We start from the raw sequence: 24120 nt of genomic DNA on the forward strand, positions 1-24120 counted from the left end.
GCGCGGCTAGGGTGACGCCCGAGGAGGTCACGTGAACCTGAGCTGGGGCAAGAACTCGATCCGCAACTGGCGCGACTACCGCACCCGTCAACGGGCTGCGCTGCGCGAGAGCAACCGGATCTCGCACGAGGACGAGCACCTCGAGCGGAGCCTGCTGACCGACCTCCTCGACCGCACCGACGGCGACGAGCCCGACCGCGGGTCGGACGGCGCCGACGCCGCCGCCGCTCCCGCACGCGGCTCCGGGGCGACGGCCGTGCCGCCGACGGGCTCCGGTGCGACGGGGAAGACCCAGTTCGGCGAGATGGGCCGACCGATGAACCGCCAGTCGGCGTTCTACCTCGGCTTCGTCGGTGCCCTCGGGGCGCTCATCGCCATCGGCCTGTGGCACTCGCTCGGGCGGCTCGCCACGACGCTGACCATCCTCGTCGTCGCCTTCTTCCTCACCCTCGCGCTCAACCCCCTCGTCGAGTGGCTGGGTCGCCGCAACCTCACCCGGTCGCTGTCGGTGGCCATCGTCTTCGTCGGCGTCCTCGTCGTCTTCACCCTCCTCGGGCTGCTCGTCGTCCCGCCCGTGGTGACGCAGGGGGGTGAGCTCGTCCAGCAGGCCCCGACCTACGTCGACCGGATCCTTGCTGCAGCCTGGGTCCAGGAGCTCGACAAGAACTACGACGTCGTCGAGAAGATCAACGAGGAGTTCAACAAGCGGCTCACCGACGAGACCTTCCTCAGCTCGGTCCTCGGCGGTGTCCTCGGTGCGGGCCGCGCCGTCCTCAACGGCGTCTTCCAGACCTTCACCATCCTCATCCTCACGCTCTACTTCCTCGCCTCGCTGCCGAAGATGAAGCGCACGGCCTACTCCATGGTCCCCGCCAGCCGTCGCAACCGCGTCGTCCAGCTGAGCGAGGAGATCATGCGGCGCACCGGGTCCTACGCGATCGGGCAGGTCGCCATCGCGACCATCAACGCGATGCTCAGCTACGTGATGATGACGCTGCTCGGGATCCCGTACGCCGCGGTGCTGGCCGTCCTCGTGGGCTTCCTCGGGCTCATCCCGATGGTCGGTGCCACCCTCGGCGCCGGGCTCGTGTGCATGGTGGCCTTCTTCGACGAGCCCCGGTCCGCCCTCTTCGCGGGGCTGTACTACCTCGTCTACCAGCAGGTCGAGAACTACGTCATCGCGCCCAAGATCATGCAGCGCACCGTCTCGGTCCCGGGAGCGCTCACCGTCGTCGCGGCGCTCGCCGGAGGGACGCTGCTCGGTGTGCTCGGCGCGCTCCTGGCCATCCCGGTGGCCGCCGCGGCACTCCTCCTCGTCGACGAGGTGCTTATCCCGCGCCAGCGGCACCAATAACGCGTCGCTCGGCTCGCCTTACTCCCGCTGCGCTCGCGTTCGTCGGAGGGCGCTCAGCGAGACGCCGGCCAGGTCGGTACGCAACTCTCGCCTCGTAGAAATGGCCGGCCTCTCGACGCACCCTCCGACGAACGCCATGCTCCGCTCGGGTCTCGTCAGGCGTCGCGGAAGCGGTTGATCTCGGTCTCGAACTGGGCGCGTTTGGCGGGGTCGGTGACGCCGAGGCCCGGTTCGGGGGCGAGGGTGAGGACGCCGACCTTGCCCTGGTGGAGGTTGTGGTGGACGTCGAGCGCGGCCTGGCCGACCTCGTCGAGGGTGTAGGTCCGGGAGAGGGTGGGGTGGATGAGGCCGCGGTTGACGAGCTCGTTGGCCTCCCAGGCCTCGCGGTAGTTGGCGAAGTGGGAGGAGATGATCCGCTTGAGGTTCATCCAGAGGTAGCGGTTGTCGTACTCGTGCAGAAAGCCGGAGGTCGAGGCGCAGGTGACGATCGTGCCGCCCTTGCGGGCGACGTAGACGCTCGCGCCGAAGGTCTCACGGCCCGGGTGCTCGAAGACGATGTCCACGTCGTGGCCGCCGGTCAGCTCGCGGATCCTCTTGCCGAGGCGCTGCCACTCCTTGGGGTCCTGGGCGGTGTTGTCGTCGTTCCAGAAGCGGTAGCCCTCGGCGCTCCGGTCGATGATGAGCTCGGCGCCCATCTGGCGGCAGATCTCGGCCTTCTCGGGGGAGGAGACGACGCAGATCGGCGTCGCGCCACCGGCGAGCGCCATCTGGGTCGCGTAGGAGCCGAGGCCGCCGGAGGCGCCCCAGATGAGGACGCGGTCGCCGAGCTTCATCGCCGCGCCGTTCTTGGAGACGAGCTGCCGGTATGCCGTGCTGTTCACCAGGCCGGGTGAGGCGGCCTCCTCCCAGCTGAGGTGGGTGGGCTTGGGCATGAGCTGGTTGGTCTTGACGATCGCCAGCTCGGCGAGCCCGCCGAAGTTCGTCTCGAAGCCCCAGATCCGCTGCTGCGGGTCGAGCATCGTGTCGTTGTGCCCGTCGGCGTCCTCGAGCTCGACCGAGAGGCAGTGGGCCACGACCTCCTGGCCGGTGCGCCACTTGGTGACGCCGGGGCCGGTGCGGAGCACGACGCCGGCGAGGTCGGAGCCGACCACGTGGTAGGGCAGGTCGTGGCGCCTGGCGTACTCGCTGGTGCGGCCGTAGCGCTCGAGGAAGCCGAACGTCGAGACCGGCTCGAAGATCGAGGTCCAGACGGTGTTGTAGTTGATCGCGCTCGCCATGACCGCGACGAGCGCCTCGCCGGGCGCGAGCTCCGGGACGGGGACGTCGTCGACGTGGAGCGACGTGCGGGGGTCCTTGTCGCGGGCCGCGAGACCCTCGAACATCCCCACCTCGTCCTTGTGCACGGTCGCGGCCCGGTAGGTCCCCGGGACCTCGAGGTTCGCGTAGGTCTCCTCGGTGCGGTCTCCGCTGAGGATGGCGGCGCGGATCTGGTCCATGGGTGAGGGTGCTCCTTGATCTGGGGTGGTCAGGTCAGGTGATGCGCTGTGGACGAGAGGTCAGTGGGCGGCCGGGGCCGGCTGGACGAGCTCGACGAGGATGCCGCCCGCGTCCTTGGGGTGGATGAAGTTGACCCTGGAGTCGGAGGTGCCGCGCTTCGGCTCGTCGTAGAGCAGGCGCAGGCCACGGCCGCGCAGGGTGGCACTGACGGCCTCGATGTCCTCGACGCGGTAGGCCACCTGCTGGACGCCCGGGCCGGAGCGGTCCAGGAACTTCGCGATCGTCGACTCGCGGGAGAGGGGAGCGAGCAGCTGCACGTGGGAGCCGGAGTCGCCGACGGCCATCATCGCCTCGCGCACGCCCTGCTCCTCGTTGACCTCCTCGTGGGCGAGCGTCATGCCGTAGGTGTCGCGGTAGAAGGCGATCGCCGCGTCGAGGTCCGGGACGGCGACGCCGACGTGGTCGATCGCCGCGAACAGCGGGGCGTCGGAGGGCTGGCCTGGTGCCGAGGTCATGAGGGGAGCCTAGGGACGGGAGTGGACGACATACAGGTCTTGAGGGTGTGGTGCTGGACACCTACGGGACCTGCGTCACGCCGTGTTGGGAGCGCTCGCGGAAGTGGCTAGCATCGGGAGCACGACCGTGGGCCACGGCCCGACATCGACGTTGGAGGACACGCAGTGAGCACCGCCACGACCCCGAACCCCGACCCCACCGTCATCGTCGCGGGGGCACGGACCCCCATGGGACGGATGAGCGGCAGCCTCAAGGGCTTCAGCGGCTCCGACCTCGGCGGCTTCGCCATCAAGGGGGCGCTCGACAAGGCCGGCGTGAGCCCGGAGTCTGTCGACTACGTGATCATGGGCCAGGTGCTCACCGCCGGCGAGGGCCAGATCCCCGCACGCCAGGCCGCGGCCAAGGCGGGCATCCCGATGTCGGTCCCGGCGCTCACCATCAACAAGGTGTGCCTGTCCGGCATCGACGCCATCGCGCTCGCCGACCAGCTCATCCGCGCCGGTGAGTTCGACGTCGTCGTCGCCGGCGGCCAGGAGTCGATGACCAACGCGCCGCACGTGCTGCCCAAGAGCCGCGACGGCTTCAAGTACGGCGACGTCGTGCTCAAGGACCACATGGCCCAGGACGGCCTGTGGGACGCCTTCACCGACCAGGCCATGGGCCTGCTCACCGAGGCGGCGAACACCGGTGACGCCGAGTTCAGCCGCGAGGAGCAGGACGCCTTCTCCGCCCGCAGCCACCAGCTGGCCGCGAAGGCGTGGAAGGACGGCGTCTTCGACGACGAGGTCGTCACCGTCTCCATCCCGCAGCGCAAGGGCGACGCCCTCGACTTCCGCGCGGACGAGGGCATCCGCGCCGACACGACGACCGAGTCGCTCGGCCGCCTGCGCCCGGCCTTCTCCAAGGACGGCACCATCACGGCCGGGTCCGCGTCGCAGATCTCCGACGGGGCGTGCGCCGTCGTCGTCATGCGCCGCTCGCGCGCTGAGGAGCTCGGCCTCGAGTGGCTCGCCGAGATCGGCGCCCACGGCGTCGTCGCCGGGCCGGACTCGACGCTGCAGATCCAGCCGAGCCGCGCCATCGCGAAGGCCTGTGAGCGACAGGGCATCTCGGCCACCGACCTCGACCTGGTCGAGATCAACGAGGCGTTCGCCGCCGTCGGCCTCGCCTCGACCAAGGAGCTCGGCATCGACCCCGAGAAGGTCAACGTCAACGGCGGCGCCATCGCCCTCGGCCACCCGATCGGCATGTCCGGTGCCCGCATCGCCCTGCACCTCGCGCTGGAGCTCAAGCGCCGCGGTGGTGGCACCGGCGCGGCCGCGCTCTGCGGTGGCGGCGGCCAGGGTGACGCCCTCATCCTCACCGTGCCGTCGCAGCAGTGACCGCCTGACCCGCCGACCCGAGCCCGGGCCGACCGCCATCGCGCAGACGCCACGCACCGTCGACGTCCCCTCCCTCGTCACCGACGCGAGGGAGGGGCGTCCGCGTGCGGTGGCCCGGCTTCTCTCGCTCGTCGAGGACGCGCACCCCGCGCTTCCCGAGGTGATGGCCGCCCTCGCTCCGCACGGTGGTCGGGCGCACGTCATCGGTCTCACGGGGGCGCCCGGGGTCGGCAAGTCGACGACCACGTCCGCCCTCATCACGGCCTTCCGTCAGGCGGGCCGACGCGTGGGCGTGCTGGCGGTGGACCCGTCCTCGCCGTTCTCCGGCGGAGCACTGCTGGGTGACCGGATCCGGATGGAGCAGCACGCCACCGACCCCGACGTCTTCATCCGCTCGGTCGCCTCCCGGGGGCACCTCGGCGGGCTGTCCTTCGCGACGCCCCAGGCGCTGCGCGTGCTCGACGCAGCCGGCTTCGACGTCGTCCTCGTCGAGACGGTCGGCGTGGGCCAGTCCGAGGTCGAGGTGGCGGCGCGGGCCGACACGACGGTCGTGATCCTCGCCCCGGGCATGGGTGACGGCGTGCAGGCCGCGAAGGCCGGCATCCTCGAGATCGGCGACGTCTTCGTCGTCAACAAGGCCGACCGCGACGGTGCCGACGACACGGTGCGCGAGCTGCGGCACATGATCCAGCTCGGCAACCGCGAACACTCGGTGGACTGGCGGACCCCGGTGGTGAGGACGGTCGCGAGCCGCGGGGACGGCATACCGGAGCTCGTGGACTGCCTTGCCGCACACCGGGACTGGTTGCAGGAGTCCGGGCGGCTCGAGACCCGGCGCCGCGAGCGGGCCCGCGCGGAGATCGAGGCGATCGCGGTGGCCGAGCTGCGTCGACGGATGGGTGGGGACGGTGGCCCGGTCCCCGACGACCTCGCGTCCTCCGTCGCTGCCGGCACGACCGACGTGTATGCCGCCGCGAGGCGCGTGGTCGAGCGGCTCACGCGGGAGCCACGGCGCCAGTAGCGTGAGCGCGTGACCGCTCCCGGCCCGCGTCCGACCCCCGTCATCGTCGTCCTCGGCGCCGAGTACCGCGAGGCGATGGTCGAGGAGCTGTCCCGGCGCTACGCGTCGGACGACGAGATCGTCGCCCCGACGACGATGGAGGAGACGGTCGACGTCCTCACGGACCTGAAGTCCGGGCGCCGCCCGGTCGCGCTGGCGGCATGCGAGTTCTTCGCCGACGGCGAGAAGGACATCCGGTGCGGCTCGATGAAGCGCGTCGCGGCGGCGAGCGGTGAGGGCGCCGGCGTCGTGCCGCTGGTCCCCGCGTTCCTGGCGCCCGACGCGGGCTGAGCCGGACGGCATACGGTGTCGTCATGCTCGTCGCCTTCTCCGTGTCCCCGTCCGTCACCGACGCCGAGGGTGGGGTGACCGCAGCCGTGGCCGATGCCGTGCGCGTCGTGCGCGAGAGCGGGCTGCCGCACCGCACCGACTCCATGTTCACCACGATCGAGGGTGAGTGGGACGAGTGCATGGCCGTGGTCAAGGCGTGCGTCGATGCGGTCGCGGCCCGCTGCCCCCGTGTTGGTCTCGTGCTCAAGGCCGACGTGCGGCCCGGTCACTCCGGCGAGCTGCAGGGCAAGCTCGACCGCCTGGAGGCACAGCTCGACGAGGGCTGAGCACAGGGGGCCCGGTGACGAAACCGTCACGGTTGCGTCGTGCCCCCCGGTGGTGGCCCCCGGCGTGGCTAGCGTGTCGGGGGTGCGGTCGTCGCACCGTCAGCGACCCCGGGGAGAGAACGCATGTGGAAGGCCATCCGCTACCGCGGCGGTCAGTCCCTCGTGCTCGTCCTCATCTCGGCCCTGGTCGCCACCTGCGCCGCCTTCGCGCCACTGTTCTCGCGCTCGCTCGACCAGGCACTGCTGCGCGCGACCCTCGGGCGGATGGAGGCGGCCGACCTCAGGCTGAGCGTGCTGGCGGCGCGCACCACGGAGCCCACGCTCACGGCGAACGAGGTCGAGCAGCAGCTGCCGTCGACCCTCTCCCGGTGGTACGACCCCGGCATCTCGATGATGACGGCCGCCACCGACGTCGTGCCCGTGTCGGGGCGGCTGCCCTCGCCGGTCCGGCTCGTCGCCCGCGACGAGGTGTGCGAGCACGTCACCCTCAGCACCGGCGCCTGCCCCGCTGACGCCTCCGGCATCCTCGTGTCCGACGCCGACGCGAAGGCGTGGGGGTGGACGCTCGGCACGAAGCTGCGCATGGGCGATCAGGGCGGCGGCCAGGCACCAGACACCGTCGTCGGGACCTACACCGTCGAGGACGACCCGGACTACTGGCTGCGCACCGAGCTGCAGGGCAAGTCCGGGAAGCTCGTCGAGTACGGCGACCTCGTCCCGGCCGTGGACGACTTCATCGTGGCCCCGGCGGGTCTGGGACCGGGATGGACCGGAGCCCAGCTGTCGGTCGACTACCGGCTCAAGGAGTCGCTCATCACGCTCGACTCGCTGGCCGCCGCCGGCCGCGCGGTCGGCGCGGTCCGGCCTCCCTCGGACGCCTCGGTCGACAGCCCGCTGCCCGAGATCGCGACCACGGTCGCCAACGGCAAGCGCCTCGTGCGCCAGCTCGTGCCCCTGCTCATCGCCCAGCTCGTCGCCGTCGCCCTCGCCGTCCTCGTCCTCGTCGCCGGGGCGGCGGTGGCCCAGCGGCGGCCGGAGATCGCCGTCGCGCGGCTGCGCGGTCGCAGCCGCGACGCGAGCCGTCGGCTCGTCATGGCCGAGCTGGGGCTCACCGTGCTGCTCGGGTTGCCCGTCGGCGTCCTGCTCGCAGTGGGTCTCAGCGAGCTCGTGCGGCGCCTGGTCCTGCCGCCCGGCGTGCCGTTCGAGCTCGGGTGGCTGGTCCCGGTGGCCGCCCTGGTCGCGGGGCTCGCGTCGCTCGCCGTCGTGTATGCCGCCGCGCGGCCGGTCCTGCGCGAACCCATCGCCTCGCTCCTGCGTCGCGTCCCGCCGGCCACGACGGCCCGGACCCTGCGCGTCGGCGACGTCGTCCTCGTCGTCCTGGCGGCGGTCGGCATCGTCGGCATCGTCACCGGCCAGGTCACCGGACCGATGGCGATCCTCACGCCGACCCTGCTCGCGCTGGCTGCCGGAGCCGTGCTCGGTGCGGTCGTCGTGGTGGCCGCCACCACGCTCGGACGCCGGGCGCTCGACCGCGGCGGGCTCGGGACCGCCCTCGCGGGCCTCGCCGTCGCACGGCGTCCCACCACGCGTCACGTGCTCCTCGTCGTCACGGCGGTGTCGGCCCTGGTCGTCTTCGCCGCCAACGCGGTGTCGGTCGCGGAACGCAACCGCGAGAACCGCGCCGAGGTCACGGTCGGTGCCTTCGCCGCCCTGCGGACGGGCTCCAAGGACCCCACGGCCGTGTCGCGCATCGTCGACCAGCTGCCCGCCGGCCAGCGGGAGCACGCCATGCCGGTGGGCTTCGTCGCCCAGCGCGACCCCGACTCGACGACGACGCTGGCGGCGCGTCCCGAGCAGCTGCGGCGGATCGCCTTCGCGCCGCCGGCGCAGGCCGCGCTGGCGCTCGACCGGCTCGCCCTGCCCGACCAGGCGCCGGTGCTGCTCGACGGGGACAGGCTGACCGCGACGGCGGCGTACGCGCTCGCGCCCGTCGGCTTCGGCTTCGGCACCCGGCCGGCCGACGTCCCGGCCGCCGAGTGGGTCGCGCCGGTCGTCAGCGGCAACCCCCTGCGGGTCGGCATCACCGTCACCACCCCGGACGGGGACGTGCTCACCCGGGACCTCGCTGCCCTGCCGCACACGGGGACGGGGACGCTCGCCATCGACGCGCCCGTCCTCTGCCCGCAGGGCTGCCGGCTCCAGTCCGTCTGGGTCCAGCTCGCGCAGGGCACCGAGCTCGAGGGCGTGGAGGGCCGGGTCGACCTCAGCGGGTTCGCCCTCGACGGCACGTCGCTCGGCATCGACGACGCCTCGGGGTGGCGGGCTCCCCGGCCGGCGACCACCGACCAGAGCGGCAACAGCGGGAACGTCGTCATCGACCCCGCGACCGGGTTCCCCATCGAGGACCGGGGACCTCTCGCCGACAGCCTCACCCTCGCGGCGGCACCCTCCGGCGGGCTGCGGCTGGCCTTCACCAACACCGGGCGCAACGCGGCCGTGAGCCGGGCCGACGCTCCCGAGGTGACGCCGGCCCTGCTCTCCGGCCGCCTCCCCAACGGGGGGACGGCGGAGCGGTTCGAGATCCAGAGCCTCGCGGGCCGGACGACCCCCGCCACCGCCGAGCAGCAGGTCCCCGCGCTGCCCTTCGTCGGTCCTCGGGGGGCGCTGGTCAACCTCGACCTCATGCTGCGCATCGGCGGACGTCTCCCCGCCTCGGGAGCCATGGAGGTCTGGATCGACGACGCCTTCCCCGGTGGGGTGGCCGGCGCCGAGCGGGTGCTGCGGGACAAGGGGCTCGAGGTCCTCTCCACCCGGACCCTCGCCGAGGAGCGGCGCCTGCTCGACGAGTCGGCCACCGGGTGGGGGCTGCTGCTCGCGCTCTTCACCGCGGCGCTGTCCCTGCTCCTCGCAGCCGTCATGCTCGTCGTCGTCGCGATGACGACCGGCCGCGTCGTCACGCGCGACGTCGCCGCCCTGCGTGTCGCCGGCGTCTCCGGTGCCGACCTGCGCCGCGCCGCCGTGCGCGAGTCGGTGTGGCCGGTGCTCGTCGCCGCGGTGGTCGGCGCCCTGTGTGGCGTCGCGGGCTCCGTCCTCGCCATGCCGCTCATCCCGCTGTTCGACACTCCCGCGGTCGTGCCCGCACTGGACCTGACGCCGGCCTGGGGTGTCATGGCGGCGTCGTGGGCGGGCGCGCTTGTCGTCCTGGTCGCGGTCTCCGTCGTGCTCGCGCTGCGCTCCGCGCGACAGGGCGGCACCGACCGGCTCAGGGAGGCGTGGTGACCGGGCTCCCCGTGATGACCACCGGCCTCGTCCACATCTACCGGGCCGAGCACCACGACGTCGCCGCGCTCGCGGGGGTCGACCTCTCGGTGGCCGCGGGGGAGATGGTGGCGCTGCTCGGGCCCTCGGGTGCGGGCAAGTCGACCCTGCTCACGCTGTTCGGAGGGCTCCTGCGACCGAGCGCCGGACGGATCCGGATCGGTGAGCACGAGCTGTCGCGCATGTCCGAGCCGGACCTCGACCGGCTGCGCGGCCGTGAGGTGGGCATCGTGCTCCAGGGTGCCTCCCGCAACCTCATCCCCCACAAGACGATCCGGGAGAACGTCGAGTTCGCCCAGGGGCCACGGCGGGGCAGGGACGAGGGGCTCGCCCCCGTCGACGAGGTCCTCGACCTCGTGCGCCTGGGGCAGCGCGCCGACACACCCCTGCAGTCGCTCACCCCCGGGGAGCTCCAGCGCGGGGCCCTGGCGGTCGCCGTGTCGACCCGGCCCGGGCTGCTCCTCGGCGACGAGCCGACGAGCCAGCTCGACCACGACGCCCGCGACCAGGTGCTGCGGGCGCTGGGCGACATCAACGAGACCTGGGGGACGACGGTCATCGTCGTCACCCACGACCCCGACGTGGCGGCCCGTATGCCGCGCACGGTCACCATCCGCGACGGCAGGGTCGGCGCCGAGGGCCGCGAGGGCGAGGAGTTCGCCGTCGTGTCGGCCGACGGCTCCGTCCCGCTGCCGCCGCACGTGCTGGCCACCCTGGCCCCCGGCACCCTGGTCCGCCTCGTGGAGTCGGAGCAGGGGTGGACCCTGGTCCGCGACGAGATCGAGGAGGTGCCCGATGGGCCGGCACTCTGAGCGTGGAGGTCGGACCTCCGGTGCGCGTGCAGACGACGAGCCGGGCGCGGCCCGGATCGTCGACGTCCACGACGTGAGCGTCAGCTACGGGGACGTCGCCGCCCTCAGGGGCGTGTCGTTCTCCGCGGCCCCCGGCGACTTCGTCGCCGTCACCGGGCACTCGGGGGCCGGCAAGACGACGCTCGTCAACGCCATCGCCGGCATCGTCGGACTGGCCTCCGGCGCCATCGACCTCGGGGCTGGACGCGACCGGTCCCGGGACCCTGCTGCGGTGGCGATCATCCCGCAGGGCAACGGTCTCGCGAGCGTCCTCACGGCATACGAGAACGTCCTGGCGCCGCTGCGTGCCCGCGGGTGCTCACCCGCCGAGGCGGCCGAGCGCGCGACGGCGGCACTGGCGTCGGTGGGACTGGGGGAGTCGGGGACGCACCTCGTCGAGGAGCTGAGCGGCGGCCAGCAGCAGCGGGCCGCCGTGGCCCGCGGGCTCGCGATCGACGCGGGGGTGCTCCTCGCCGACGAGCCGACCAGCGAGCTCGACCACGACAACCGGGAGCGGATCCTCGACCTCCTGCGCGCCCGTGCCGATGCCGGCGGGATCGTCGTCATGACGACGCACGACCCCGAGGCCGCCGAGCGCGCCGACCGCGTCATCGTGCTCGACGACGGCCTCGTCGTCTGAGCCCCGGACTCAGGGGCGGCGGAAGAGGGCGGCGACCCCCGGGTGGGCCCGGCGGTAGCCCTCGAGCAGCGCCCGCGCCGTGCTCACCGAGTCCACGAGCGGGTGGAGCGCGAAGGCCTTGAGCGCGGCGGACTCGGACCCCAGGCTGGCCGCCTCGATGACGAGGCGCTCCACGGCCTTGACCCGCTGCATGAGACCGAGCATGTGCCCCTCGACGGCGGGCAGCGTCCGCGCGTGGGGGCCGTCGCGGTCGACGCGGCAGGGGATCTCGACGACGGCGTCGGACGGCAGGCCCGCCACGGCCCCGGCCCCGCGGATGTTGAGGATCATCGACGACTCCTCGCCGCGACCGATGGCCGCCATGATCGCCAGCGCGACCCCTTCGTAGCCACCGCCGGCCACGTCTGCCTCGTCACGCTCCTCGTCCTCCTCGCGGGCCTCTCGCATGTAGGTCGCGTCGCGCTCCTCACGCACGCGACGCCACTGGGCGGCAGCACCCGACGGGTCCCGCGCCACGGCAGCGTAGAACGCGTCCTGCTGGTCACGGAGGAACTCACCCCGGGTCTGGGGGGCGGCGGAGATCGCCTCTCGCGCCTCACGGGCGAAGTAGTAGTAGTAGAGGTACTCGTTGGGGATGGCGCCGAGAGCGGCGACCCACTCGGCCCCGAACAGCCGCCCCTCCTCGAGTCGGGTGAGGGCCGCCGGGTCGGAGAGCAGTCCGGGCAGGTGGTCGCGACCGTCGGCGTGGAGGCCACGGAGCCAGCCGAGGTGGTTGAGGCCGACGTAGTCGATGTCGGTGTGGTTCGGATCGAGGTCCAGGGCGCCCATCGCCCTGCGCGCCAACGCGATCGGTGAGTCGCAGATGCCGATGACGCGGTCGCCGAGGACGGACTGCATCGCCTCGGTGACGATCCCGGCCGGGTTGGTGAAGTTGATGAACCACGCCTCCGGAGCGAGCTCACGGGTGCGGCGGGCGAGGTCGAGCGCGACCGGGACGGTGCGCAACGCGTAGGCGAGACCGCCGGGACCGGTCGTCTCCTGGCCGAGGACACCGAGGTCGAGCGCCACCCGCTCGTCGAGCGTCCGCCCTGCCAGGCCGCCGACCCGGATGGCGGAGAAGACGAAGTCGGCACCGCGCAGGGCGTCGTCGACGTCGGTCGTGGCCCGCACGACAGGAGCGTGCGGCAGGTCGCGACCGTGCTGGGCGAGCACCTCGCTGACGGCACGCAGGCGCGGCTCGTCGAGGTCGTGCAGGACGACCTCGGTCACGCGGTCGTCGGACTCGTCGCGCAGCAGCGCCCCGTGGACCAGGGGCACCCGGAAGCCCCCGCCACCGAGGATCGTCAGCTTCACCGGGCTCGACCTGCGTGTCGCTGCATCACTGCGCCAACGTAGCAAGACCGAGACCGCTCACCGAGCGAATGTCCTTGCAGTGGGCGGGGAGGCGGGACACGATGACGACGTGCCCCACGACCAGGTCTTCGACCCGCTCGCCTCCATCCGACACGTCGGCGACCCCGAGGTCGACGTGTTCGTGCAGGGCACCGTCTTCCTCGACATCATCTTCACCGGGCTCGCGGCGATGCCCAAGAGCGGCACCGAGGTCTGGGCCGAGGGGATGGGGTCCTGCCCCGGGGGCATCGCCAACCTGGGCGTCGCCGCAGCGCGACTCGGCCTCAAGACGTCCCTCGGCGCGGCCTTCGGCGACGACGACTACGGCGAGTTCTGCTGGCGCTCCCTCGAGGAGCAGGAGGGCATCGACCTCTCGCGCTCACAGCGCTACCCGCACTGGCACACCCCCGTGACGGTGTCGGTCTCCGTCGGCGGCGACCGCCGGATGATCACCCACGGGCACGACGCGCCCCAGTCGGCCACCGACATGATCGGCGAGGTGCCGCGCGCCCGGTCGGTGCTGCTCGACCTCGACGCCGACCGACCCCTCGGCCAGGGCCACCCCGAGCGCCGGTGGGCCGAGCGGGCCGCGGACGACGGCGCGCGCATCTTCGCCGACATCGGCTGGGACCCGACCGGCGTCTGGTCGCACGCCGTCCTCGACCAGCTCGACCAGTGCTACGCGTTCATGCCCAACGCCGTGGAGGCCATGGCCTACACCCGCACCGGCTCCGCGCACGACGCGCTCTACGCCCTCGCGGACCTGGTGCCGCTCGCCGTGGTGACCAACGGCCGTGACGGCGCCGTCGCCATCGACTCCGACACCGGGGAGGAGGCCTCGGTGCCCGCCCTCCGGGTCGAGGCCATCGACCCGACGGGCGCCGGGGACGTCTTCGACGCGGGGATGCTCGTCGGCACCCTCGCCGGCTGGCCGCTGCTCGACAGGATGAACTTCTCGACCCTCTGCTCCAGCCTCGCGGTCCAGGAGTTCGGTGGCTCGCTCGCCGCTCCCGGCTGGGGCGACATCGCGGACTGGTGGCACCGCGTCCGGCGGCAGCCGACGTCGAACGCCGCAGCGCGGTCCGTGCAGCGTCGCTTCGCCTTCCTCGACGACCTCGTCGCCGAGGTGCCACCGGGCGCCGTCCGGCGCGCGGCCGCCACCATCGCCCAGCTCTCCGACGCGCAGGCCCCGCCCGCACCTTCACCTGTCATCACCGCCCTCACCCAGGAGACCCCATGAACCGCTCGCGCACCACGCTGGTCGCCCTCGTCGCCGGCCTCGGGCTGGCACTCGGTGCCTGCGCCCCCGGCAGCTCCACCGACAGCACCGACGAGTCGTCGGGCCCGGCGCCCGGTGCCGTCAAGACGGACGCGGCCTCCCTCGGCGACGTGACCCTGACGGTCTGGGACCAGGAGGTCCGCGGCGGCCAGGAGAAGCAGATGGCCACGCTCAACGCCGAGTTCCAGAAGAAGTACCCCAACATCACCATCAAGCGGGTCTCGCGCTCCTTCGACGACCTCGTCAAGACGCTGCGGCTCGCCCTCACCGGCGCGGATGCGCCCGACGTGGTCCAGGCCAACAACACGCGCTCGCAGATGGGGGAGTTCGTCAAGGCCAAGCAGCTGGTCAACCTCGACCCGTGGGCGAAGGCCTACGGCTGGGATGAGCGCTACCCGCAGTCGGTGCGCAACGTCGCCTCCTACTCGCCCGACGGCAAGACCTTCGGGTCCGGCTCGCTCTTCGGCATGCCGCAGGTCGGTGAGGTCGTCGGCATCTTCTACAACGACGCCAAGCTCAAGACGCTCGGCATCAACCCGCCCAGGACGTGGGCCGACTTCGACGCGGCGCTGGCAACGGCGAAGTCCAAGGGTGAGGTCCCGCTCGTGCTCGGCAACCTCGAGAAGTGGCCCGCGGGCCACGTCTTCGGTGTCGTCCAGGGACGCTTCACCAAGGCCGAGGACATCCGCCGGCTCGGGTTCGGCCAGCCCGGCGGGAGCTGGGTGACGCCGGAGAACACCAAGGCCGCCGAGACCCTCGTCGGCTACGTCGACAAGGGCTACTTCAACTCCGGCTTCAACGGCCAGGACTACGACCCGGCCTGGCAGAGCTTCACCAAGGGCCAGGGGCTCTTCCTCATCGCCGGCTCGTGGCTCCAGGCGGACCTCTCCTCGGCGATGAAGACGGACGTGAAGTTCATGCTGCCGCCGGCTCCGGAGGCGGGTGGCTCCCCGGTGACGACGGGCGGTTCCGGCCTGCCCTTCGCCATCACGCAGAAGGCGAAGAACAAGGACGCCGCCGCGGCATACATCGACTTCATCACCAGCCCCGACGCGATGAAGGTCCTCGCCGAGAACGGCAACCTGCCCGTCGTCGAGACCGCCGAGCAGAAGGCACCGGACGCGCTGGCAACGGACGTCTTCGCCGCGTTCGGCGAGGTCTCCGAGAACGACGGGCTGGTGCCCTACCTCGACTGGGCCACCCCGACGATGGGCGACACCATGGGCGCCACCCTGCAGGACCTGCTCGCCAAGAAGGTGACGCCGCAGAAGGCCCTCGAGACGCTGCAGAAGGACTACGGCGACTTCACCGGTCAGTGATGGCGGCTCGCGCCAGGGCCGCGGGCCCGCCGGGGGAGCCGCGTCGCATCGGCTACCTCTACGTCCTGCCGGCCTTCCTCGTGTATGCCGCGTTCGCCCTCTACCCGTTGCTCAAGGCCGTCTACCTGTCCCTCTTCGACTGGGACGGGCTGACGGTGGGCACGTGGGCGGGGCTGTCGAACTACCAGGAGGTCCTCACCGACGAGCGGCTGCGCGGAGCGTTCACGCACGCCCTCGTCCTCATGGTGTTCTTCGCCGTCATCCCCCTCGTCGTGGGGCTCGTCCTCGCGTCGATCCTGCACCGGGCGAGCGTGCGCGGGCTGGGATTCTTCCGGACCGTCGTCTTCCTGCCACAGGTCGTGGCGATGGTCGTCATCGCCGTGGCCTGGCGCCGGATCTATGCGCCCGACGGCACGATCAACTCGGTGCTGACCGCCGTCGGGCTGGAGTCGTGGACCCGAGGGTGGCTGGGGGAGTACGCGTTCGCCCTGCCCGCGGTCGGCCTGATCGGCACGTGGTTCGAGAGCGGGCTGGTCACCGTGCTGCTCCTGGCGGGGATGTCGCGCATCCCGCGCGACCTGTACGAGGCGGCGCGGCTGGACGGCGCGGGAGCGGTGCGGGAGTTCTTCGCCGTGACGCTGCCGTCCGTGCGGGGGGAGATCGCGGTGGCCCTGACGCTCACGGTCATCGCGGCCCTCAAGACCTTCGACCTCATCTACATGACGACCTCGGGCGGGCCCGGCCACACCACCACCGTCCCGAGCTACGAGGTCTACCGGCAGGCCTTCGAGCTCGGTCAGGTCGGGCTCGCCTGCACCATCGGGGTCTGCCTCACCGTCGTCATCTTCGCGATCAGCTTCGTCATCACCCGGGTCGGCGACAGGGCGGAACGCTGATGCGCGTCTCGCAGTCCGAGCGGACGATGAACTACGTCATCCTCACGGCCTTCGCCGTCTTCGCGATCTACCCGGTCCTCAGCATCGTCGTCGCCGGGCTCCAGCCGGACGCCGAGGCCCCGGGCGGCCTCGGCAACCTCTCGCAGGCGTGGGAGATCGGCCGCTTCGGCTCCTACCTGCGCACGAGCGTCCTCGTGTCGGCGTTCGTCGTCGCGGTCAGCACGGTGCTCTCGGTCCTTGCCGGGTTCGCCTTCGGGACGATGCGCTTCCGAGGCGCCGACGCGCTCTTCTACCTCATGCTCGTGGGCATCATGATGCCCGCCGAGGCGATCGTCGTGCCGCTGTTCTTCGACCTCCGGGCGGTCGGGCTGACCGACACCTTCTGGGCCATCGCCCTGCCCCAGGTGGCGCAGTCGGTGGCCTTCGGCACGTTCTGGCTGCGGGCGGCCTTCCGGTCGAGCTCGCGCTCGGTCGTCGAGGCCGCCCGCCTCGACGGCGCCTCGACCGGCCGCATCCTCTGGCAGGTGCTCGTGCCGCTGGCCCGCCCGGCCATCGTCACGCTCGTCGTGCTCACCTTCATGTGGACGTGGAACGAGTTCCTCATCCCGCTCGTCATGGTGCCGACGAACGAGGCACTGCGCACGGCCCCGCTGGGCCTGGGCTTCTTCTCCGGCCAGTACACCCAGGGCTACGCGCTGCTGGCGGCCGGCGCGACGATCGTCGCCCTGCCGGTCGTCCTCGTCTACCTCTTCCTCCAGCGCCACTTCATCGCCGGCATGCTCGAGGGGGCGGTGAAGGACTGACGCAGGTCGTCCGTCGGGGCCCAGCCGCTACCGTGCACGTGTGCCCAAGGACCTCAGGCTGCCCTTCGACCCGATCGCCCGCGCCGGCGAGCTGTGGCGCGCGCGATGGGGAGCGAGCAGCCAGCACACCGCGATGGTCACGGCCACGTCGATCATGCGGGTGCAGCAGCTGCTGCTCGGCGAGTTCGACGCGATCGCCGGGCGCCACGGGCTGACCTTCGCCCGCTACGAGGCACTGGTCCTGCTGGCCTTCAGCAGGGAGGGCCGGCTGTCGATGGGCCGCATCGGGGAGCGCCTCATGGTGCACCCGACGAGCGCCACCAACATCGTGCAGCGGCTGGCGGCCCAGGGCTTCGTCGACCGCATCGCCAACCCGGCGGACCGCCGCGGTGCGCTCGCTGTGATCACCGACACCGGTCGTGCGGCGATGGAGGCGACCACGGCCGACCTCGAGGCGGCGGAGTTCGGGCTGGGCATGCTCTCGAGCGAGGAGCAGGGCCGGCTGTTCTCCCTGCTCAGGGGCGTGCGGGTGGCCAACGGTGACTTCGTCGAGGCCCGGGCAGCGCACGACCGCTGACCGGCGCACAGGTGCGGGTGGCACCCTCGGGGCACCCGACGAGGCCGGTCGCGATTTGGCCCCGGACGCCCTCCTTTGTCATGGTGGATGCCGTCCGTGACCCAAATGAGACCTTGCGTCACGCCCCCTGAACCCACCAAAGGACCTCTGCATGCCCACGCTCGCCAAGCGGGTCGTCGGTGCCCTCCTCGCCCTCGCGGGCCTGGTCGTCACCGTCATCGGCCTCTGGTACGCCGTCCACCTCGGTGGCAGCGGAACCGCGACCTTCTCCGCCCCGGCCACGGGCACCAACCCGGTGCTCGTGCCCCAGACGGTGCTGAACCGCGTCGACGGTCCCGTCACCGTGACGGCCACGCCCCGCGCCGGCGGCACGGTCTGGCTGGCCGCGACCACCCCGTCCGACGCCGCGGCCGTCCTCGGCTCGACCGCCCACACGTCGGTCACCGGTGTCGACACCCGCCCGTGGGAGCTGCTCACCCGGACCAGGGGAACGGGCGCCACCCCGGCCCTCTCCGGCACCGACGTCTGGCGCAACACCGAGACCGGCCCCGGTGCCGTCTCGATGACCATCGAGCAGGCCAACGCCCCGGAGGCGGTTCTCGCGCAGGCGACCAAGGGGGAGCTCCAGTCGGTCGAGCTCACCTGGGAGCGCAAGTCCTGGTTCGTCCAGTCCGTCATCGCCGCCCTCGTCGGCCTCTTCCTGCTGCTCAGCGGTCTCACCCTGCTGTGGAGCGCACGCGGCCCTCGCCGCCGTGAGGACGAGAGCGCACCGCCGGTCCCGCGCCCGGCGACCACCCAGCAGGAGATCGCATGAGACGCCACGCCCTCGCCTCGACCCTCGTCGCGCTGACCGCCGCCGCGAGCCTCACCGGCTGCGGAGTGGGCGACAGCATCGTCGGGCTGCGTGACGCCCCGGCCGAGCGCACCGACACGGCCCCCCTCAACGTCGACGGCGCCGAGAAGGTCGCCGCCCGCGTCCTCGACGCCGCCTCGGCTGCTCGGGGAGCAGCTGCGGCGGAGGCCGCGAAGTCCCAGCCGACCGTGCTGGCAGGTGCGGCGCTCGCGCAGGCGCAGGCCGCCACGAAGCTCGGCGCTGTCAGCGCCTCGGACCCGCTGCGCAAGGCGAGCGACCCCCAGGTCGTGGCCATCTCGCGCGGCACGGCGTGGCCGCGCGCGATGCTCGTCGGCACCCTCGACCAGGCGAGCAGGACCCAGACCCTGCACGTGCTCATGTCGACGGCGGCGAAGGACCCGTTCAAGGTCTACGCGTCCGTCCCGATGCTCCCCGGCACGAGCGTGCCGGCACTGGGCGACCTGGCGGAGGGCGCCCCGTTGGTCAAGCCCGCCGACAAGGCCGGGGCGCCGCTGTCCCCGACCGAGGCACTGACCGCGTACGCCGGCGGACTCAACCACCCGAAGCCGGTGGCCTCCAAGGCCGTCACGACGACGGATGCCTACGCGACCGCGCTGCGGGCCTCGACGACGGCTCAGGTCAAGGCCCTCGGCTCCCTGGCCACGTTCACCCAGACACACATCCCGGTCGCCCAGCACACGATCGCCTTCCGCCTGGCGGACGGCGGGACGGTGACCTTCGGACAGCTGACCCGCCGCGACGCGATCGTCGTCAGCCCGACCGCCAAGAACCTCGTCATCCCGGCGAGCTACAGCAAGCTCGTGGGCCGGACCACCGCGACCAAGAACCTCGTCATCAACAGTCTCGAGAACGTCGTCATGGTCGTCCCCGCCACGGGTGCCGCCACGACCGTCGGTGCGGACGAGCAGGTGGTGTCCGCCACGGCCACGTAGGCCGCACCGTTCCCAGGACCGTCCGTGACCTGGCCGCCCGCCCTCCGGCGCGCTGCCGGGTCGACGTTTGAGAGAATTCCGTCATGAGCTCCACCCCCACACCTCCCGCCGGCATCCGCGGCGCCATCGACCTGTCCGCCCTCTCGGCCTCATCGCGCTCCGCACCGGAGGCCGCGTCGGCCGCTCCCGCATCCGCTGCCGGTGCCCCGGACGCCTCGGGGCTGCCCGAGGGCCTGCTGGTCGAGGTCACCGACGCGACCTTCTCCGAGGTCATGAACCGCACCCTGCAGGTGCCCGCGGTGCTCGTCATCTGGTCCTCGGCACATCCGCAGACCGTGGGCCTCGCCGAGCGGGTGGCCGGCATCGCTGCCGGGCTCGAGGGCCGCGTGTTCGTCGTCTCCGCCGACGTCCAGACCTCCCCGGCGATCCTCCAGGCGTTCCAGCCGGTCATCGTGCAGGCCTTCGGCCAGCTCACCGTGCCGGTGACGTTCGGCCTGCTCCAGGGCCAGCCGGTGCCGCTCTTCCCCGGCCTGCCGCCGGACGAGGAGATCAGGGCCGTCCTCGACCAGCTCGTGCAGGCCGCCGTCCAGAACGGCATCACCGGCCGGGTCGACCTCGGCCCCGCCGGCGCGGCCGGTGGCTCCGGCCAGGAGGACGAGCTGCCGGCCCTGCCCCCGCTGCACCAGGAGGCCTACGACGCCATCGACCGCGGGGACTTCGACGGGGCCGTCGCGGCCTACGAGCGGGCCCTCGCCGCGGACCCCAAGGACCACGACGCCGAGCTGGGCCTGGCCCAGGTGCGGCTCATGCAGCGCACCAGTGACGTCGACCCGCAGGCCGTGCGCGCCGCCGCAGCCGCGGCACCCGAGGACGTCGACGCGCAGCTCGCCGTCGCCGACCTCGACGTGCTCGGTGGGCACGTGGTGGATGCCTTCACCCGGCTCATCGACACCGTCAAGGCGTCGGAGGGCGTGGACCGCGACCGGGCGCGCACCCACCTGCTCGAGCTGTTCAACGTCGTCGGCAACCACGACGAGCGCGTGCGCAAGGGCCGCACCGCGCTGATGAACGCCCTCTTCTGAGGTGCCACCCAAGCTGCTCGACGACCACGTCCGCTTCCGCTGGTCCGCCACGGAGGCGGACGAGGTCGTCTCCGTCCGCCTCGACTGCGACCCGGTGGTCCCCGGCGAGCGCGGGCTCACCCTCGTCGACGGCACCTGGGAGCTCGCCCTCCCGCGCCCGGACCTCCAGCGCCTCGAGTACCGCTTCGCCGTGACCCGCACCGGCCCGGACGGTGAGACCACCGAGACGGTCCTCGACCCGGACAACCCCCTCACGGTCGAGACCGCCTTCGGCTCCCGCTCCGTGATGGAGATGCCGGGGTATGCCGTCCCGTCCTGGCTGTCCGCCCCGTCCGTCCCGGGCGTGCTCACGCCGATGGCACTGGAGGGGGAGACGACGGACGACGTGCCGGTGACCGTGTGGGCACCCGAGGGCACCGAGGGTCAGGCGCTGCCGCTGCTCCTGGTCCACGACGGTCCGGAGTACGACCAGCTCGCCTCGATCACCCAGTACGCCGGGGCGATGATCGCCTCGGGCGAGCTGCCGCCCCACCGGGTCGCCCTGACCCACCCGGTGCTGCGTGACGCGTGGTACTCGGGGTCGCCGAAATACCTGCGCACCATCGCCGGGCAGGGGATCGCACGGCTCGCCGAGCACGCCCCCGTGAAGGGACCCGTCGTCGTGATGGGCGCAAGCCTCGGCGGGCTCACCGCCCTCCTCGTGGGCATGCTCGACGTCCCCGAGATCGGTGGGGTGTTCTCGCAGTCCGGCTCGTTCTTCCAGACCCGGCACGACCACCACGAGAGCTCCTACAAGTACTTCGGACGGATCTCCCGCCGGGTCCAGGAGATCCTCGACACCCGCGAGGCCGCACGGCCGCTGCGGATCGGCATGACCTGCGGCGGGCTCGAGGAGAACGCCGCCAACAACCGGGACATGGCTGCCGCGCTGCGGCGCGCCGGACACGACGTCACGCATGCCGAGGTCGCTGACCTGCACAACTACACCGCGTGGCGCGACTCGCTCGACCCGCATCTCACCGAAGTGTTGCGAGACCTGTGGGGGGACGCGCAAGGATAGGGCGCATGCCCCACGCCGAGGTGAGACTTCCCGTGCCCGGCCACGACGCCGAGCTCACCGTGGTGCGCCACGGCCACTACGGCCGGCCGATGCTCGCCTTCCCCAGCGAGGGGGGCCGCGCCGCGGACTTCGAGGACCAGGGCATGCTCGACGCGGTGCGCGACCTCGTCGACGCCGGGCGGGTGAGCATCTTCGCCGTCGACGCGATCGACGGCTTCACCTGGTCGGACACCACGATCCCCACCGACGAGCGGGCGGCACGACACGGCACGTACCAGGCCTGGCTCGACCAGGCGGTGGTGCCCTGGATCGCGGAGCAGAGTGGTGGCTCCCTCGACATGGTCACCTTCGGCGTCTCGCTCGGCGCCTACCACGCGGTGCAGTTCGCCTTCCAGCGCGCCGACGTCGCCACGCTCGCCATGGGGTTCTCCGGCAACTACGACCCGACCACCTGGAACTCGTGGGGGCACCTCGGCGACGCGACCTACTTCGCCAACCCTGCGGCATACGTCCCGCACCTGCACGGAGAGCACCTCGAGTGGCTCCGGTCGCGGCTGTCGGTGCTGCTCGTCGTCGGGGAGGGACCGTTCGAGGTCTCACCCACCCAGTCGCTGCCGTCGACCCGCGCCTTCGCCGAGGTCCTGGCACGGAAGGGTATCCGTCACGAGCTCGACGTCTGGGGTCACGACAGCGCCCACGACTGGCCGTGGTGGCGGCGCCAGCTCGCCCACCACCTCCCACGTTTCGTCTGACCGCCCGTCCGACCCACCGCAGCACCCGACGAAGGGATCTCCATGGCAGCGCAGACTGACCACCTCATCGGCCTCCTCCTCGGCGCGGAGGACGACTGGCCGACGGCGTTCGAGGCGATGGCCCGACGGCTCGGGGTCATCCGCACGGCCGACGGGTCGGACCACCGCATCAGCACCGAGCGCATGTCGATCGAGCCGTTCAACCTGCGTGACCGGCCGCGTCAGGACCTCGTCATCGACCGGCTGGCGCACTGGTACTACCACCCCCGTGAGTGGCTGAAGAAGGCCTCGCTCATGGACGACGTCTACCTGCTCAACAGCCCGTTCACGTTCCAGTCGATGGAGAAGCACTCGGCCTACTGCGCCCTGATGCGTCTCGGGATGCACGTGCCCGACACGGTGCTCGTCCCCTACAAGAACCCTGTCGACAACGCCCGCTGGGCCTACACGTCGAGCCGCTACAACCGCGGCTTCGACCTCGACGCCATCGCCGACCAGGTCGGCTACCCGATGTTCATGAAGCCGTTCGACGGCGGTGCCTGGCGCGGCGTCTCGATGATCAAGGACCGCGAGGCGCTGCACCGGGCCTACGACGAGTCCGGTGAGATGCTCATGCACCTGCAGAAGGCGGTCGACGGGTTCGAGGTCTTCGCTCGGGCACTGACGATCGGGCCCGAGACAATGGTGATGAAGTTCCAGCCCGACGAGCCGATGCACAACAGGTATGCCGTCGACCACGGCTTCCTCGCCGAGGAGACCGGACGCGAGGCGGTCACCATCGCGCAGACGGTCAACGCCTTCTTCCGGTGGGAGTTCAACTCCTGCGAGATGCTCGTCAAGGACGGGGTGGTCTACCCGATCGACTACGCGAACGCCTGCCCCGACGTGGCGGTCACGTCGCTGCACTACTACTTCCCGTTCGCGATGAAGGCGCTGCTGCGCTGGTCGGTCTACTGCGCCGTCACCGGTCGCCGGGCCCGCACCCAGGTCGACACGGGGCCGTGGTTCGACGTGGCCGACGACGGGAAGCTCGACTACCAGGGCAAGCTCGCGGCATACCAGGGGCTCTCGGACGACTACTTCGAGACCGAGCGCTACGCCGAGTTCTGCGCCACGTCACTGCCGCACGTCGACGAGATGGTGCACGAGTGGATCGGGTCCGACGAGTTCCGGACGATGCTGCAGACGACGATCCACCAGACCTACCCACCGCACGAGTGGGAGAAGTTCGAGGGGCACTTCGGCGGACTGCTCGGCCTCTGGCTCAGTGACGAGCAGCACCGCCTGACCTCGACCTCCTAGCCCGCCAGGGTCGCCGGGCCTGCCGCGGTGACGTGACCGGACCGGGGCGTTCGGGTCTCGCGCCACCCCTCGCACTGACCATGTCCGGTGGTCGGCGGCCGCTGGACAATGGGCTCGTCGTCGGCCGGGTGGACGACATGAGGCGGATGTGGGACGAGGGCATGGTCGATATGGCTGCCGGGCGGACGTGGGGCCGCGTCGCGCCCGGGGAACGTCTGCTCGCCCACCTCGCCGTGCTCCTGCCGTGCGACCTGGTCGTCCTGGCCCACCTCGACGACCACGGACGCACGCTGGCCGAGGTCTGCCATCCCTCCACCGCCCACGCCACGGCCTGGACGCGCTGCGCGCCGCGCATCGGTCTGGTCGTGCGCTGCGGTGGTGGGGACGTCGTCCAGCTCTGGCTCATCCGTCGGAGCCCGCCGTTCAGCGACGGTGAGCGGGCCGCCCTCGCCCTGGCCACCCCGGCGATGGAGATCGTCCTCCGCGGGACATGGCGCCGCGGCTCCCACGACGGCCTCACCGCACAGGAGGAGCAGGTGCTGCACCACCTGGCGGCGGGGATGTCGAACGCCGAGATGGCCACCTCCTCCACCGCAGTCCGGGCGTGAGGGGACGGA

General features: G+C 72.0%; 23 protein-coding genes. 20 read left to right on the forward strand and 3 right to left on the reverse strand.

The annotated features are described in order from the left end of the window. Positions 1-31: 31 nt before the first annotated feature. On the forward strand, positions 32-1354 hold the full coding sequence (locus ACOJV9_RS02350) for an AI-2E family transporter (protein ID WP_420183560.1): 1323 nt from the start codon (positions 32-34) through the stop codon (positions 1352-1354). Positions 1355-1509: 155 nt separating this feature from the next. Here ACOJV9_RS02350 and ccrA read toward each other — a convergent pair whose 3' ends face one another. After that, positions 1510-2850, reverse strand: coding sequence for a crotonyl-CoA carboxylase/reductase (gene ccrA, locus ACOJV9_RS02355; RefSeq protein ID WP_420183561.1), 1341 nt, complete (start codon positions 2848-2850; stop codon positions 1510-1512). 60 nt (positions 2851-2910) lie between these two features. Further along, positions 2911-3366, reverse strand: coding sequence for a methylmalonyl-CoA epimerase (mce, locus tag ACOJV9_RS02360; RefSeq protein ID WP_420183562.1), 456 nt, complete (start codon positions 3364-3366; stop codon positions 2911-2913). A 165-nt stretch (positions 3367-3531) separates the two neighbouring features. Here mce and ACOJV9_RS02365 point away from each other — a divergent pair, with 165 nt between their 5' ends. The 7 genes from ACOJV9_RS02365 (at position 3532) to ACOJV9_RS02395 (ending at position 11235) form a co-directional block, all read left to right on the forward strand. Beyond that, entirely contained in the window at positions 3532-4749 is a 1218-nt protein-coding gene (locus ACOJV9_RS02365) for an acetyl-CoA C-acetyltransferase (RefSeq protein WP_420183563.1), read from the forward strand. 109 nt (positions 4750-4858) lie between these two features. Continuing rightward, positions 4859-5770, forward strand: coding sequence for a methylmalonyl Co-A mutase-associated GTPase MeaB (gene meaB, locus ACOJV9_RS02370; RefSeq protein WP_420183763.1), 912 nt, complete (start codon positions 4859-4861; stop codon positions 5768-5770). Positions 5771-5779: 9 nt separating this feature from the next. Beyond that, a complete protein-coding gene (locus tag ACOJV9_RS02375; protein WP_420183564.1) occupies positions 5780-6100 on the forward strand; it encodes a hypothetical protein in 321 nt (106 codons plus the stop codon). A gap of 23 nt (positions 6101-6123) precedes the next feature. Next, entirely contained in the window at positions 6124-6426 is a 303-nt protein-coding gene (locus ACOJV9_RS02380; RefSeq protein ID WP_420183565.1) for a thiamine-binding protein, read from the forward strand. Positions 6427-6549: 123 nt separating this feature from the next. Continuing rightward, positions 6550-9705, forward strand: a complete 3156-nt coding sequence (locus tag ACOJV9_RS02385; RefSeq protein WP_420183566.1) for an FtsX-like permease family protein — start codon at positions 6550-6552, stop codon at positions 9703-9705. After that, positions 9702-10556, forward strand: coding sequence for an ABC transporter ATP-binding protein (locus ACOJV9_RS02390; protein WP_420183567.1), 855 nt, complete (start codon positions 9702-9704; stop codon positions 10554-10556). The genes ACOJV9_RS02385 and ACOJV9_RS02390 overlap by 4 nt, the downstream gene beginning before the upstream one ends. Beyond that, positions 10540-11235 (forward strand): ABC transporter ATP-binding protein, encoded by a 696-nt coding sequence (locus ACOJV9_RS02395; protein WP_420183568.1) that lies wholly within the window; start codon positions 10540-10542, stop codon positions 11233-11235. Before ACOJV9_RS02390 ends, ACOJV9_RS02395 begins: the two co-directional genes overlap by 17 nt. Positions 11236-11244: 9 nt before the next feature. Here ACOJV9_RS02395 and ACOJV9_RS02400 read toward each other — a convergent pair whose 3' ends face one another. After that, the gene (locus ACOJV9_RS02400) at positions 11245-12588 is read right to left on the reverse strand and encodes a 6-phospho-beta-glucosidase (protein WP_420183569.1); all 1344 of its coding nucleotides are present in this window, start codon (positions 12586-12588) and stop codon (positions 11245-11247) included. 109 nt (positions 12589-12697) lie between these two features. Here ACOJV9_RS02400 and ACOJV9_RS02405 point away from each other — a divergent pair, with 109 nt between their 5' ends. The 12 genes from ACOJV9_RS02405 (at position 12698) to ACOJV9_RS02460 (ending at position 24111) form a co-directional block, all read left to right on the forward strand. Beyond that, positions 12698-13867 (forward strand): PfkB family carbohydrate kinase, encoded by a 1170-nt coding sequence (locus tag ACOJV9_RS02405; RefSeq protein WP_420183570.1) that lies wholly within the window; start codon positions 12698-12700, stop codon positions 13865-13867. Next, entirely contained in the window at positions 13864-15225 is a 1362-nt protein-coding gene (locus ACOJV9_RS02410) for an ABC transporter substrate-binding protein (protein ID WP_420183571.1), read from the forward strand. Before ACOJV9_RS02405 ends, ACOJV9_RS02410 begins: the two co-directional genes overlap by 4 nt. Beyond that, on the forward strand, positions 15225-16121 hold the full coding sequence (locus tag ACOJV9_RS02415) for a carbohydrate ABC transporter permease (RefSeq protein ID WP_420183572.1): 897 nt from the start codon (positions 15225-15227) through the stop codon (positions 16119-16121). The genes ACOJV9_RS02410 and ACOJV9_RS02415 overlap by 1 nt, the downstream gene beginning before the upstream one ends. Further along, entirely contained in the window at positions 16121-16924 is an 804-nt protein-coding gene (locus ACOJV9_RS02420; RefSeq protein ID WP_420183573.1) for a carbohydrate ABC transporter permease, read from the forward strand. The genes ACOJV9_RS02415 and ACOJV9_RS02420 overlap by 1 nt, the downstream gene beginning before the upstream one ends. Before the next feature lie 40 nt (positions 16925-16964). Then, on the forward strand, positions 16965-17501 hold the full coding sequence (locus ACOJV9_RS02425; RefSeq protein WP_420183574.1) for a MarR family winged helix-turn-helix transcriptional regulator: 537 nt from the start codon (positions 16965-16967) through the stop codon (positions 17499-17501). Positions 17502-17652: 151 nt separating this feature from the next. After that, positions 17653-18315 carry a hypothetical protein gene (locus tag ACOJV9_RS02430; RefSeq protein ID WP_420183575.1) on the forward strand — a complete coding sequence of 221 codons (663 nt, stop codon included), beginning with the start codon at positions 17653-17655 and terminating at the stop codon, positions 18313-18315. After that, positions 18312-19307 carry a DUF8094 domain-containing protein gene (locus ACOJV9_RS02435; protein ID WP_420183576.1) on the forward strand — a complete coding sequence of 332 codons (996 nt, stop codon included), beginning with the start codon at positions 18312-18314 and terminating at the stop codon, positions 19305-19307. Before ACOJV9_RS02430 ends, ACOJV9_RS02435 begins: the two co-directional genes overlap by 4 nt. Positions 19308-19390: 83 nt before the next feature. After that, positions 19391-20389 carry a tetratricopeptide repeat protein gene (locus ACOJV9_RS02440; RefSeq protein WP_420183577.1) on the forward strand — a complete coding sequence of 333 codons (999 nt, stop codon included), beginning with the start codon at positions 19391-19393 and terminating at the stop codon, positions 20387-20389. Between the two features lies 1 nt (position 20390). Continuing rightward, positions 20391-21449, forward strand: a complete 1059-nt coding sequence (locus ACOJV9_RS02445) for an alpha/beta hydrolase (protein ID WP_420183578.1) — start codon at positions 20391-20393, stop codon at positions 21447-21449. 5 nt (positions 21450-21454) lie between these two features. Further along, the gene (locus ACOJV9_RS02450; RefSeq protein WP_420183579.1) at positions 21455-22201 is read left to right on the forward strand and encodes an esterase family protein; all 747 of its coding nucleotides are present in this window, start codon (positions 21455-21457) and stop codon (positions 22199-22201) included. A gap of 42 nt (positions 22202-22243) precedes the next feature. Then, the gene (locus ACOJV9_RS02455; protein ID WP_420183580.1) at positions 22244-23503 is read left to right on the forward strand and encodes an ATP-grasp domain-containing protein; all 1260 of its coding nucleotides are present in this window, start codon (positions 22244-22246) and stop codon (positions 23501-23503) included. An 80-nt stretch (positions 23504-23583) separates the two neighbouring features. Next, entirely contained in the window at positions 23584-24111 is a 528-nt protein-coding gene (locus ACOJV9_RS02460) for a hypothetical protein (RefSeq protein ID WP_420183581.1), read from the forward strand. The last annotated feature ends 9 nt before the right edge of the window (positions 24112-24120 follow it).

The organism is Knoellia terrae (assembly GCF_048606435.1).
Taxonomy (GTDB): Bacteria; Actinomycetota; Actinomycetes; order Actinomycetales; family Dermatophilaceae; genus Knoellia; species Knoellia terrae.